Source organism: Pseudomonas sp. FSL W5-0203 (genome assembly GCF_001896155.1).
Classification (GTDB): Bacteria; Pseudomonadota; Gammaproteobacteria; order Pseudomonadales; family Pseudomonadaceae; genus Aquipseudomonas; species Aquipseudomonas paracarnis.
Genome location: NZ_MPOR01000015.1, coordinates 113,550 through 128,312 on the forward strand (window position 1 = coordinate 113,550; position 14,763 = coordinate 128,312).

3 protein-coding genes are annotated in these 14,763 nt (G+C 63.9%); 1 reads left to right on the forward strand and 2 read right to left on the reverse strand.

Going from position 1 to position 14,763, the window contains the following annotated elements; all coding sequences use genetic code 11:
- Nucleotides 1–27: 27 nt before the first annotated feature.
- Nucleotides 28–12,924, reverse strand: a complete 12,897-nt coding sequence (locus tag BOP96_RS15665) for a non-ribosomal peptide synthetase (RefSeq protein WP_073453253.1) — start codon at nt 12,922–12,924, stop codon at nt 28–30.
- Nucleotides 12,925–12,975: 51 nt separating this feature from the next.
- Entirely contained in the window at nt 12,976–13,728 is a 753-nt protein-coding gene (locus tag BOP96_RS15670; protein ID WP_073453255.1) for a thioesterase II family protein, read from the reverse strand.
- 301 nt (nt 13,729–14,029) lie between these two features.
- Here BOP96_RS15670 and BOP96_RS15675 point away from each other — a divergent pair, with 301 nt between their 5' ends.
- Nucleotides 14,030–14,581, forward strand: a complete 552-nt coding sequence (locus tag BOP96_RS15675) for an RNA polymerase factor sigma-70 (RefSeq protein ID WP_014719314.1) — start codon at nt 14,030–14,032, stop codon at nt 14,579–14,581.
- Nucleotides 14,582–14,763 lie beyond the last annotated feature (182 nt).

The following is a 14,763-nucleotide window of genomic DNA, read 5'->3' on the forward strand; positions in this document are numbered from 1 at the left end:
CGACCAATGGACAGCGCCCTTTGCGCCTTAGAACCCCTCCAGTTCAGCCATCAAATCACTCAACCGATCCACCTTCTCCGCACTGATCTCATTGGCCGCCAACCCGTCGATATACTCCGCCAGCTCCGCCACCGTGCTGCACTCGAACATCGCCCGCAGCGGCACGTCGCGCTGCAACGTTTTCTGCACCCGTGAAGCGATCTGCGTAGCCAGCAGCGAGTGCCCGCCCAGTTCGAAGAAGTTGTCCCGCACCCCGACCCGTTCGACCCTCAGCACCTCAGCCCAGATAGCCGCCAACGTGGCTTCCAGTTCAGTGCGAGGCGTCACATAGTCCTGGCTGTGCAACTGACCAATCTCCAGGGCCGGCAGGGCCTTGCGGTCGAGTTTACCGTTGGCATTCAGGGGCAGGCGGTCAAGCCATAGCCAATGCAGCGGCACCATGTATTCGGGCAGTTCGGCACGCAGGCGTTGCTTGATGCGCTCCAGGCGCTCGCCAGTGTTCAATGTTGCATCGGCCGCCACCAGGTAGCCAACCAGATGCTTACCATTGACGCCCTCCTGAACCCCGACCGCCGCGTCGCGGATGTCAGGTTGTTCGTGCAGGCGCGCTTCGATTTCACCCAGTTCAATGCGGTAGCCGCGAATCTTCACTTGATGGTCGATCCGACCGACGTACTCCAACACGCCGTCGCTGCGGCGCCGCGCCAGATCGCCGGTACGGTAGAGCCGCTCGCCGGGCGCGCCAAATGGGTTGGGCACAAAGACCTGGGCAGTACGCAGCGGATCGCTGACGTAGCCGCGACCGACACCGGTGCCAGCGACGCACAACTCGCCCACGGCGCCTTGGGGCACCAGTTCCAATGCGCCATCGAGCAGGTACAAACGGTTGTTGTCGGTCGGCGTACCAATCGGCAGGTAAGTGCCACGGGTCGACGCCAGATCGACGCGGAAGAACGCCACATCATCGGAGCATTCCGCCGGGCCGTAGGCATTCACCAGGCCAATTTGCGGGTAACGCAGCAGCCACTGATGGGCCAGCTCAGGTGGCATGGCCTCCCCGGTCGGCAACATCCAGCGCAGGCCGTCGAGGCGGATACGCTCCTGGGCCAACATGCCCTGGATCAGCGACGGCACACTCTCCAGCACGGTGATGCCCTGTGCTTGAACGTGGGCCAACAACCCTTGCGGATCATGGGCGATGGTATTGGGCACAATGTCCACACGCGCGCCAAACAGCGGCGCGGCGAGGAACTGCCACACAGAAATATCGAAGCTTTGCGACGCGGTCTGGGCGATCACATCGGCATCGCTCAGGTTCAGGTACGGTACCTTGCTCAATTGGTTGTTGAGCATGCCGCGCTGTTCCACCATCACACCCTTGGGCAAGCCGGTGGAGCCTGAGGTGTAGATCACGTAAGCAAGGTTGTCCGGGCCACTGTAGACACTTGGGTTTTCACCACGGGCGGGAATTTCCTCCCACACCAGCAACTGGCAATCGACACCTTCGAGCAACTCGATGGCCTGTTCACGGCACGCCTCGGTGCACACCAGCAACGGCGTGCGGCTCAGGTCGATGATGCGGCTCAGGCGCTGGCCCGGCAGGCCCGGGTCCAACGGCAGATAGCCGGCGCCGGCCTTGAAGCTGCCGATGATCATACCGAGCAAATCCAGCCCACGTTCAGCCAACAACGCCACCGGTTGGTCCAGGCCGACACCCGCCGCAATCAGCGCGTGGCCGAGGCCATTGCTGCGGCGATTCAGATCCTCGTAGCTCCATTGCTGGTCAAGACAACTGGCGGCGATACGCTGCGGATGCTGCGCGACCTGCGCCTCGAACAACTCGATATAGCTGCGTTCCAGCGGGTAGGCATGTGCGCTCTGGTTACAGCCTTCCACGAGGAATTCACGTTCCTGCTCACCCATCAGCGCCAGCTCGTCCATGTCACCATGGAAGCCCTGCACCAGCGCCAGCAACAGGCGCTTGAATTCAGCGAGCATGCCTTGCACGGTGCTTTCATCGAAATAACGCTGGTCGTAGGACAGGTGCAAACCGAGGTCATCGCCTGGATAGCACACCGCCGTCAGCGGGAAGTTGGTGTGGGTACGGCCAGAATCCGAGGTGGCGTTCAGGCTTTGCGCACGGTCCAGCACCGAGACTTCCACTGGCGCGTTCTCGAACACAAAAAGGCTGTCGAACAGCGGCTGGCCCTTGGGCAGTTCGCTATGCTCCTGGATCGTCACCAGCGGCAGGTATTCGTACTCGCGCAATTGCATATTGCTGTCGAGCAAGGCGCTCAACCACTGGCGCACGCTGCAGCGCTGGCCGTCCTCGGGCAGTTTTACCCGCAACGCGATGCTGTTGATAAACAGGCCGACGGTACGTTGCATCTCGGGCATGTCCACCGGGCGCCCGGCCACGGTGACGCCGAACAACACATCGCGATCACCACTCAAACGCCGCAGCACCAGGGCCCACGCCGCCTGGGCGAAGGTGTTGACGGTAAGCTGATGCGCCTGGGCCAGTTCGCGCAGTTGCGCACCGTCGCGGGCATCCAGGCGGGTGTAGCAGTCGCCCACCACCATGCCGCCGCTGCCACCAGCGTGTTCGCGCAGGAACGGGCGGTCGCTCGGGATCGGCGTGGCGCGCTCGAAGCCTTGCAAGTTTTGCTGCCACCACTGGCGCGCTTCGTTGAGGTCCTGGCGTTGCAGCCAGGCAATGTAGTCGCGGTAGCGCGGCGGCGCTGCCAGTTGCGCATCGCGGCCTTCGCCCAGGGCTGTGTAGATATCGAAGAAGTCATTCATCAGCAGCGAACGGCACCAGGCATCGATCAGGATGTGGTGGTTGCTCATCATGAACCAGTAGCGCGCCTCGGCCACGCGGATCAGGCGCAAGTGGAAAGGTGCTTGATTGAGCAGGTCAAAGCCGGCTTCGCGCTCGGCCTTGAGCAAGGCTTGCAGACGCGGCTCCTGCTCATCCTGCGGGTCGGTGCTCCAGTCCAGGTACTCAATCGGCGTGCTGCCGGGCTTGTGGATCACTTGCAGCATGTCTTCGCCGACGTTCCAGCAGAACGAGGCACGCAAGGCTTCGTGGCGGGCGATCACCGCTTGCCAGGCCTGGGCAAAACGCTCCGGGTCCAGGGCGCTGTTGATGCGATAGCGGTCCTGCATGTAATACAGGCCGGTGCCGGGCTCCAGCAGCGTGTGCAGCAGCAAGCCCTCCTGCATCGGGGTCAGCGGGTAGACGTCTTCGATGGCGCTGGCCGGGACCGGCAAGGCGTCCAGTTGCACCTGGCTCAGGCGCGCCAGGGGGAAGTCGGACGGCGTGAGGCCGCCGGCATCGTCCTGCAGGCAATGGGCGATCAGGCTGTGCAATTCAGCCAGGTAAGCTTCGGCCAGATCGCCAATCACCTGCTGATCATACCGCTCACGGCTGAAGGTCCAGCGTAGCACTAGCTCGCCGCCATACACCTGGCTGTCGATGCTCAGTTCGTTGGGCAACGGCGCATCCGGGTCATGGGCCTGACCGGCGGATTCCTCCAGCGGATGGAACAGCGCGTCAGTGCCAAAGCTCTGGTCGAACTGGCCCAGGTAGTTGAAGGTAATCTGCGCGCTCGGCAATGCGGCCATGCTCTGTTTGCACAGGTCATCGGCCAGGTAACGCAGCACGCCATACCCCAAACCTTTATGCGGCACGCCACGCAGTTGCTCCTTGATCGCCTTGATCGAGTCGCCTTGCTCGGCCTGCGGCGTCAGACGCAACGGATAGGCACTGGTGAACCAGCCCACGCTGCGGGTCAGGTCGATGTCATCGAACAAGGTTTCGCGGCCATGGCCTTCCAGCTGGATCAGTGCCGAGGCCTGCCCGCTCCAGCGGCACAGTACGCGGGCCAGGGCGGTCAGCAACAGGTCGTTGACCTGGGTGCGATAGGCACTCGGCGCCTGTTGCAGCAACTGCCGGGTGCGCTCGGCATCCAGGCGCACGCTGACCGTTTCGGCATCGCTATGGCGTCGTGCGCCTTGGGGGCGCTGTACTGCCAAGGCCACGGTGGGGCCAGCTAGTTGCGCTTGCCACAGGCTCAACTCTTCGCGCAAGGACTCACTGTGGGCATAGGCTTGCAAGCGCGCAGCCCAATCGCGCAGCGCGCTGGTTTTGGCCGGCAGGCTGACGGACTGGCCGTCACTGAGTTGGCGATAAACGTTTTGCAGGTCTTCCAGCAGGACGCGCCACGACACGCCGTCCACCACCAGGTGATGGATGGCGATCAGCAAGCGCTGCTGACCTTGCGGCCCGTCCACCAGCAAGGCGCGCAGCAGCGGCCCCTGTGCCAGGTCGAGGCTGCGCTGGGTGTCGGTGAACAACGCCGTGCACGCCTGCATGTCGCGCACCTGCGCCTGCAGCAGCACGCTGCCTTCCGGCACGCCCATATGTTCGGCATGCCATTGCGCATCGCGCGGGGTAAAGCTCAAGCGCAGCGCGTCGTGGTGTTCCAGCACCGCCAGCAGCGCTTGCTCCAGGCGATGGGCATCGAGCAGTTGCAGTGGCTTGAGCACCAATGCCTGGTTCCAGTGCTGGCGCGCCGGGATGTCGGTGTCGAAGAACCAGTGCTGGATCGGCGTGAGGCCCGAGGGGCCGGTCAGCAATCCTTGCTCGGCGATAATGAGCTCCGAGCGAGTCGCCACGGCAGCCAGGCTCTGTACGGTCTGGTGCTGGAACAGGTCACGGGGGCTGAAATGAATCCCGGCCTGGCGCGCCCGGCTCACCACCTGGATCGACAGGATCGAGTCGCCGCCCAGTTCAAAGAAGTTATCGTCGAGGCCGACTTGCTCCACGTTCAGCACCGCGCACCAGATGGCGGCCAGGCTGTGTTCCAGCTCGCTGCGCGGCGCGACGTAGGCTTGGCGATTGGCCTCTGGGTCCGGCTCAGGCAAGGCACGGCGGTCGAGCTTGCCGTTGGCGGTCAGCGGCATGCTCTGCAGCACGATCAGATGCGCGGGCACCATGTAGTCCGGCAGTTGCGCCTTGAGGTGCGCCTTCAACGCGTCGCGCAAGGCGGCGTGCTCGGCATCGCTGACCAGGTACGCCACCAGTTGCTTGCCACTCGGCGCCTCCAGTGCCAGTACCACCGCTTCGCGCACAGCGTCATGTTCGAGCAAGCGCGTTTCGATTTCGCCCAGTTCGATGCGAAAACCGCGGATCTTCACCTGATGGTCGATGCGCCCCAGGTACTCCACCAGGCCATCGGCGCGTTGGCGTACCAGGTCGCCGGTGCGGTACAGGCGCCCACCCTTGCCAGCAAACGGGTCTGCGACAAAGCGCTCCGCCGTCATCCCCGGCCGCTGGTGGTAACCCTGGGCCAGGCCGGCGCCACCGATGTACAGCTCACCGCTGGCGCCCTGGGGCACCAGCGCCAGGTCGGCGTCGAGAATGTAGGCCACGCGCGCGCCGACGATGCTACCGATCGGCACACTGCCAGCGCCCTCCTCCAACTGCTCGGGCGCCAGGCTGGCCAGGGGCATCACCACGGTTTCGGTGGGGCCGTAGGCGTTGAAGAACAGCTGGGGCGTAAACGCCGCACGGATGCGTTGCAGGTGTTCGCCGGTCAAGGCTTCGCCACCGGTGATGCACATGCGCACCGGCAGTGTCTGTTGCTGGGTCGCCAGCCACTGCGCCAACTGGCTGCCGTAGCTGGGGGTGAAACCGAGCACATTGATGCGATGGGTACGGATCAGCGCGCAGATCTCTTCGGCATCCCACTGGCCCTGGGCGCGCAATACCACCCGCGCCCCGCACAGCAGCGGCACCAGCAAACGTTCGGTGGCAGCGTCGAAGTTGATCGAGTAAAAGTGCAGTTCGCAGTCATCCGGGCGCATGTCAAACCGCTCGATCACTGCCTGGCAATGCATGGCGATCTCACCGTGGGACACCACCACACCTTTGGGCTTGCCCGTGGAACCCGAGGTGTAGATGAGGTACGCCTGGTGTTGCGCCAGGCTCACCAGCGGCAGCGCCTCGGCGGGGTAATTGGCCAGCACCGGCGAGTCATCCTCCAGGCACCAGCACGCCACCGTCGCCGGCAATTCACCCAGGGCTTCGAACAGGGCCGCATCACTGAGCAGCAGGCCGATGCCACTGTCTTCGATCATGTAATGCAAGCGATCCAGCGGGTATTCGGGGTCCAGCGGCACATAGGCACCGCCGGCCTTGAGGATCGCCAGCAAACCGATGACCATTTCCAGCGAACGCGGCAGCGCCAGGCCCACGCGCACCTGCGGGCCCACGCCACGCTCGCGCAGCATCCAGGCCAGGCGGTTGGCGCGCTCATCCAGTTGCGCATACGAGAGGGTCACACCGGCAAAGGTCAGCGCCGGGGACTCCGGCCGCTGGCTGGCCTGCTGGCTGAACAGTTGATGGATGCACTGGTCGAGGCGATGCTCGCCCTTCCCCACCCCCAGGCTGTCTTGCAAGGCGCGTTGTTCATCTGCGCTCAGCAACGGCAATTCGCTGAGGCGCTGGTGAGGATCGGCGATCAACGCTTCGAGCAGGTTGCACCAATGCGCGGCCATGCGTGCAATGCGCGGCTCGTCGAACAGGTCGGTGCTGTAGGTCAGGCAGCAACCCAGGCGATGGTCGAGGTCGGTGACTTCCAGGTTGAGGTCGAACTTGGTCGCCCGCGCATCGTTGGCCAGGTACTCCACGGTCATGCCAGCCAGTTGGCGGCTTTGCTGGAATTCCCAGCGCTGCACGTTGCACATCACCTGGAACAACGGGTTGTACGCCGCGCTGCGCGGCGGTTGCAGGGCTTCCACCAGATGGTCGAACGGCAGGTCCTGGTGGGACTGGCCCTCGATCACAGTATGGCGCACCTGCTCGAACAGCTCGCTGACCCGCATCTGCCCAGTGAGCTGGCAACGCAGCACCTGGGTATTGAGGAACGCGCCAATCAAGCCTTCGCTTTCCGGACGGATACGGTTGGCCACTGGCGCGCCGATGCGCAGGTCGGTCTGGCCGCTGTAGCGGTAGAGCAACACCGCCAGGGTCGCGGTCATGGTCATGAACAGCGTGAGGCCGTGCTGGGCGTTGAAGGCTCGCACGCGGGCGGCCAGCTCATCGCTCAAATCAAAGCGGTACAGCTCGCCCCGGTGGCTTTGCACGGGTGGCCGTGGACGGTCGCCGGGCAATTCCAGCAACGGATGTTCGTTGCCCAGTTGGGCGGTCCAGTAGTCCAGCTGACGCTGGCGCTCACCGGCTTCCATCCACTGGCGTTGCCATACGCTGTAATCGAGGTACTGCACCGGCAACGCTGGCAGCGGTGAGTCGCGCTCGTCGATAAAGGCTTCATACAAGGCGCTGAGTTCACGGGCAAAGATGTCCATGGCCCAGCCTTCGGTGACGATATGGTGCAGGGTCAGCACCAGGTAGTGTTCCTGCTCGCCGGCCTTGACCAGGCAGGCGCGCAACAGCGGCCCGGTTTCCAGGTTGAACGGCGTGTGCGCCTCGACATCGGCCAGTTGCTGCAAACGCTGCTGGCGCTGCGGCTCATTCAGCGCGGAGAAATCCTGCCAATCCATGCGCACATTGGTTTGCGCCGAGACCTTTTGACAGGCCACACCATCGACACTTGGGAAGGTAGTGCGCAGGGTTTCGTGACGCATGATCAAGGCCTGCAAGGCGGCCTCGAAACGTCCCACATCCAGCACGCCGCGCAGGCGCGCCATGCCGCCGACGTTGTAGGCCGGGCTGTCCGGTTCCATCTGCCAGAGGAACCACATGCGCTGCTGGGAATAGGACAAGGGGACCGGCTGGCTGCGGTCGACTTTGGCGATGGCCGTCTGTTGGTTGCGCTGGCCCGCCGCCTGGATCAGCCCGACCTGCTCGGCGAAATCACCCAGCTCGCTGGCTTCGAACAGGGTGCGCAGCGGCAGTTCGACGTCACAGGCCTGGCCGGTGCGGGAGATGATTTGCGTGGCCAGCAACGAGTGCCCGCCGAGTGCGAAAAAGTCATCGCGCAGGCCGATGCGTGGCAGGCCAAGCACCTCGCGCCAGATCGCGGCGATGTGCAGTTGCAAAGGTGTATGCGGTTCGACGTGTTCGCGGGTTTGCCATACCGGCTCTGGCAAGGCACGCCGGTCGAGCTTGCCGCTGGGGCTCAGGGGCATGGCGTCCAGGCGCATCAGCAGCGCGGGCACCATGTACTCCGGCAACTCGGCAGCCAGGGCGATTTTGACCCTTTGCTCATCCAGTTCGGCGTCGGCGGTGTAGTAGCCGATCAACTGGGCATCACGCACCAGCACCACGGCCTGGGCGATGCCTGCCTGGGCCAGCAGGCGCGCTTCGATTTCTTCCGGCTCTACCCGGAAACCGCGCAGTTTGACCTGCTGATCGAGGCGTCCGAGGTATTCGAGCACACCATCGGCGTTCCAGCGCGCACGGTCACCGGTGCGATACAAGCGGGTGCCCGCCGCGCCCAGCGGGTCGGCGACAAAACGTTCGGCCGTCAGCCCGGCACGGCCCAGGTAACCCCGCGCCAGGCCGATACCGCCGATGCACAATTCGCCCGGCACACCGGCCGGTAGCGGGTTGAGTTGCTCGTCCAGTACGCGGCAGATCACATTGCCCAATGGCCGGCCAATCGGCGAGCGCTCGCCATCCGAGGCGGCGCACTGCCAGTGGGTGACGTTGATCGCGGTTTCGGTCGGGCCATAGCGGTTGTGCAATTGCACCGCGGGCAAGCGCGCCAGTACACGGTTACGCAACTCGGCGGGCAAGGCTTCGCCACCGGAGAACAGGCGACGCAGGCTGGTGCATTCGGCTGCCAGGGGTTCATCGATAAACAGCTGTAACAACGGTGGCACGAAGTGCAGCGTGGTCACCCCATGTTCCTGCACAAGCTGCGCGATGCGGTGCGGGTCGCGATGTTCGCCCGGCCCGGCCAATACCAGGCGGCAGCCGGTAATCAGTGGCCAGAAGCATTCCCACACCGACACGTCGAAACTGATTGGCGCCTTTTGCATCAGCACATCGGTTTCGTTCAGTTGATAGGTGGCCTGCATCCACTGCAAACGCTCGGCCAGGGCGCCGTGGGTGTTGCCCACGCCTTTGGGTTGGCCGGTGGAACCGGAGGTGTAAATCACGTAGGCGAGGTTATCGCCGTGCAGGTGCAAGCCTGGCGCCTGGGTCGGCCAGCTGTCCAGATGCAGGCTGTCCATGGCAATCACGCATACGCCTTCGGCGCTGGGCAGTTGGGGCAGCAACGCGGTCTGGGTGAGCAGCAGTTGCACGCCGCTGTCCTTGAGCATGTAGGCCAGGCGCTCGGCGGGGTAATCCGGGTCCAGCGGCACGTAGGCGCCACCGGCCTTGATGATGGCGAGCAGGCCGATCAGCAGTTGCGGCGAACGCTCGGCGGCGATGGCCACGCACACGTCCGGGCCGACGCCTTTGTCGCGCAGGTAATGGGCCAGGCGGTTGGCCTGGGTGTGCAGTTGGGCGAAGGTCAGGCTGCCGTCCTGCCAGACCAATGCGGTGGCGTCCGACGTTTGTTGGTTGAGCAGTTGGGGCAGCCAGTGCCGGGCCGGCGCGCAGGGGGCTTCGCTCCAGGGTTGCTGTTCGTCAGCCTGCATCAACGGCAGGTCGCCGATGGCGTGTTGTGGTTGCGCGCACACAGCTTGAAGTAGATGGATAAAGTGCTCGGCCAGACGCTGGATGGTCGCGCAATCGAACAGCTCGTCGGCGTAGTCGAACGACAGGCTCAAGCGCCCGTTGCGGTCTTCTTCGCTGTGCAGTTGCAGGTCGAACTTGGCTTCGCGGCTGTGCCAGGGCAACTCATCGGCCAGCAGGCCCGGCAGGCGGCGCAAGGCGCTGAGGTCGCGCTGCTGGTGGTTGAACATGACCTGGAACAGGCCCTGTTCGCGGGCGTGGGGGAAGGCTTCCAGCAGTTGTTCAAAGGGCAGGTCTTGATGGGCCTGGGCGGACAATGTGGTCTCGCGAGTGGCGGCCAACAGCTGGTTGAACGGCAGGCGCCCGTCCAGCTCGGCGCGCAGCACCAGGGTGTTGATAAAGAAGCCGATCAGGCCCTGGGTTTCATGGCGTGGGCGGTTGGCATTGGGCACGCCGATACGGATATCGCGCTGGCCACTGTAGCGATAGAGCAAGGTCTGGAACGTCGCCAACAACAGCATGAACGATGTTGAGTCGTGGGCCTGGGCGGTCTGGCGAATCGCCGCACTGAGGCGCGCATCCAGGCGCTGGCGATGGCGCGAGGCGCTGTGCCGATGCTGGGCGGCACGCGGGTGATCGGTGGCCAGGTTCAGGGCCGGATGCTCGTCACCCAACTGCGCTGTCCAGTACGTCAGCTGTCGCTGGCCCTCGCCTTCGGCCAACCATTGGCGCTGCCAGCTGCCGTAGTCAGCGTATTGCAAGGCCAGCGGCGGCAACTCCAGGGACTGGCCTTGGGCGGCAGCGGCGTACAGGCGCGAGAACTCGTCGATCAGGATATTCAGCGACCAACCGTCAGCAATGATGTGGTGCAGCGTCACCAGCAGTTGGTGCTCTTCATCGCCCAGGCGCACCAGGGTAACCCGCAGCAACGGGCCTGTTTCCAGGTCGAACGGGCTGCGCGCCTGGTCTTCGCGAACCTGTTGCGCACGGGCTTCGCGCACGGCGTTTGGCAAGTCGCTGAGGTCGATGACCGGCAGTTCGAAATCCGCCGTAGCCTCGACACGCTGAAACGCCTGACCATCGCGCTCGTAGAAGCGCGTGCGCAGGGCTTCGTGACGCTGGATCAGTTGCTGGAAGCTGTGGCGCAGTGCGTCTTCATCCAGCTCGCCGCGCAGGTGCAAGGCGCCTGGAATGGTGTAGGCGCTGCTGTGAGGGTCCAATTGCCAGGTGATCCACAGGCGGTTCTGTGCCAGGGATTGGGGCAGGTCTTCTTGACGCGATAAGGCGTGCATTGCGCCTTGGGCCACGCCGCCGTCCTGTTGCAGTTGCGCCACAGCCGCAGCAAAGGCCGCGAGTGTCGGCGCTTCGAACAACAGGCGCAGGTTCAGCTCCAGCCCCAGGCTTTCGCGCAGGCGGGCGACCACTTGGGTCGCGGTGATGGAGTTGCCCCCCAGCAGGAAAAAGTGGTCGTCGCCCGCCACCTGGGCCAGTTGCAGTTGCTCGCACCAGATCGCCGCGATCCGCTGTTGCAGGTCCGATTCCAGCGCCACTTCGCTCGCCTGCCCCTGCTGCCCGGGGAACTGCGCGTAGCTGTCGAGGCTGCCATCGGCATGCCGAATCGCACAGGCCGCACGCTGCACTTTACCGCTGGAGGTCTTCGGCAAAGCGCCGGGGTTGAGCAGCACCACCACGCTCGGAGCTTGCTGGCAGGCCTCGGCCACGGCTTGGCGGATCGCTTTGATCAGCGCTTCGGGCGGCAGGATTTTCTGCACGCTGCGGCTGATTTCCGCGGCGATGCCGATGCCTTCCAGGCCCTGGTCATTGACCGCAAACGCGGCGACTCGGCCCTTGCGCACCACTTCCACTTCGCGCTCGATGGTCTGTTCGATGTCCTGGGGGTAAAGGTTGTGGCCGCGCACGATCAGCAGGTCTTTCAGGCGCCCGGTGATGTACACCTCACCGTCGCGGATAAAACCCAGGTCACCGGTGCGCAACCAGGTGCGGCCAGCATGCTGGACGAAGGTCTTGGCGCTGGCTTGCGGGTTGCGCCAGTAGCCGTGGGCGATGCTCGGGCCCGTGGCCCAGAGTTCGCCGACGCACTGGTCGGGCAGTTCGGTGAGGGTGTGCGGGTCGGCAATCAGCACGGCGTGGTCCGGCTGGCTGGTGCCGCAACTCATGATCGCAGGGCCCTGCCCCGGTTCGGCACGGTTTGCGGCCAGCGCCTGTTCGTCCAGGCGCAGGGCGGGAATGCCATGGCCACGGGTGCCGCCGGCGACAAACAGGGTGGCTTCGGCCAGGCCGTAGGAGGCGAAGAAATTATTCGGGGTGAAACCACAGGCCGCGAATTTTTCCGCGAAGCGTTCCAAGGTGTCGAGGCGGATCGGTTCGGAACCCGAATAGGCCACGCGCCAGCGGCTCAAATCCAGGCGCTCCAGGGCCGACTCACTGACCCGTTCGCTGCACAGGCGGTAGGCGAAATCCGGCCCACCACTGATGGTGCCGCCGTATTCGCTGATCGCCTCCAGCCAGCGCAAAGGTCGGCCAAGGAAGTAGGCCGGCGACATCAACACGCAGGGCACGCCGCTGAAGATCGGTTGCAGCAGGCCGCCGATCAGGCCCATGTCGTGGTACAGCGGCAACCAGCTGACGATCACGTCGTCGGGGTTGAGGTCGATGCCAAAACCACGGCGGATCAGCACTTCGTTGGCCACCAGATTGCCGTGGCTGACCTGCACGCCCTTGGGCAATGCGGTGGAGCCGGAGGTGTATTGCAAGAACGCGATGTCGTCGGCCTTGAGGTCGGGCTCGACCCACTGGTCGGCCTGCTGCGCCTCCAGGGTGTCGACGCTCAATACCGGCGGCGCATTTTCAATCTGCGCCAGGCCCTCGCTGAGGCTGGCAATGGTCAACAGCAGGCGCGGCTCGGCATCGCTGATGATCGACAGCAGGCGCTCCTGATGATGACGACGCGTGGATTCCGGCGGATACGCCGGCACCGCGATCACCCCGGCGTACAGGCAACCAAAGAACGCCGCCACATAGTCCGGGCCACTGGGGAACAGCAACACCGCACGCTCGCCCAGGCCAGCGTTGGCCTGCAGGGCAGCGGCGATGGTGCGGGCGCGTTGGTCGAGGTCGCGATAACTGAGCACCACACTGTGCTCGGCGCTCTCGGCGAGGAAGCGCAACGCCACCTGGTCCGGCGTCTGCGCAGCACGCTGTTGAAGGGACTGGACCAGGGTGCGGGGGAGTTCGAAGGCGTCCATCATGGGGTTCCTGCCTGAAATCGGCTTACGGGAAATTCGGGAAGTCGGTGGGGTTCAGCCGGCGACGAGCTGCCGCGCCGCGCCAATGCGCCAGCGCGCCAAGTGCTCGTCGGCATAGCGACGCACGCAGCGCAGCACGGCGCTTTCGTGCTGCACGAGGAAGAAGTGATGGCCGTCAAACATGTCCAGGGAAAACCCACTGGCAGCGTCGAGTTGCCAGTCGAGCAACTGGTCGGCACGCACGCTGTCTTGCTTGCCACCGAACACATGGATCGGCAGCGCCAGGGGCTGGCGCTCGCCATAGGTGAAACTGCCGCACAGCAGAAAATCGGCGCGCAGGATCGGCAACATCAGTTGCATCAGCTCGGGGTTGGCCAGGGCTTCTTCGGCGGTGCCCTGCAATTCGCGCAGGCGGGCAATCAGTTGGGCATCGGTCTTTTCGACGGCGTACTCACTCACATCACGACGCGCCGGGCCCGCCGTGCCGGACGCGAACAACGCCAGGGGCGCAGGCAGATTGCGCGCGCTCAAAGCGTGAGCCAATTCAAACGCCAACAGCCCGCCAAGGCTGTGGCCGAACAAGGCATAGGGGCCATCCAGATCACGGCTGATTTCTTCAGCAAGCTGCGCGGCCAAGGCCTTGATATCGCGCTGCAATGGCTCGTCCATGCGCATGCCGCGTCCCGGCAATTCCAGCGGGCACACTTGCAGCCAGTCCGGCAGCACCCGGCGCCAGCGAGCGTAGACCGAGGCGCTGGCGCCTGAGTGGGGCAGGCAAAACAGGCGCAGCCGCAGGGACGTACTCATCCCGCGAGGACTCCGAACTGAAACACGCTGAATGCACGATAAAAACCCATCTGGTCCTCCTGCGGGTGCTGGTCCTTGGCCGTTGTACTAACGAACCTGTCACCCATGAGAACGGACGGAGCCTTCAAATAATTAGTCGCCGGGGGGGAGCGAGACGTGGTTCACACCTTTGCCCAAGGCATAAGATTAGTTCGTCTTCTCATTTGACAATCATTATCATTAAGCATAATTTGTTGCCCGATATGTAGGAGGCCTCAGCAGGGATGCCCTCCCCTAACCTATTCGCAGCAAGGTGATTTCCATGACGGAACCAGTATCCACAGGCAGGTGCGATTCACCCCTTCTCCAGGCGTTCGTCGACAATCGACTGATTCTGGTGAAGATCGCGGCCCGTATCACCGGGTGCCGCTCACGCGCCGAAGACGTGGTGCAGGACGCCTACTTCCGGCTGCAGTCGGCGCCGACCATCACCTCATCGTTCAAGGCCCAACTGAGTTATCTGTTTCAGATCGTGCGCAACCTGGCGATCGATCATTACCGCAAGCAGGCCCTGGAGCTCAAATACTCCGGGACCGAAGAGGAAGGCTTGAATGTGGTTATTCACGGCGCTTCACCGGAAACCTCGCACATCAATTTCAACACCCTGGAAAACATCGCCGACGCCCTGACGCAACTGCCCCAGCGCACCCGCTACGCGTTCGAGATGTACCGCTTGCATGGCGTGCCGCAAAAAGACATCGCCAAGGAGCTTGGGGTGTCTCCGACCTTGGTGAACTTCATGATTCGCGATGCGCTGGTGCATTGCCGCAAGGTGTCGGGCAGTCATAGCGATACGTTTGCGCGGCGGGTTTAATGCAGCGCCGACATATGTGGGTAAGGGCTCCACGGAAACTACGATGCGAAGCGAGCCGCTCTTGATCTTGATCTGCTTGTGATCTTGATCTGGCTTTTGATCTTAGGCGCCCCGTTAAACCACGCTGGCCGGAATTCGACAGGGATTTGGGGGGTAAACCGGCAGGGATGCCGGTTTAGCCG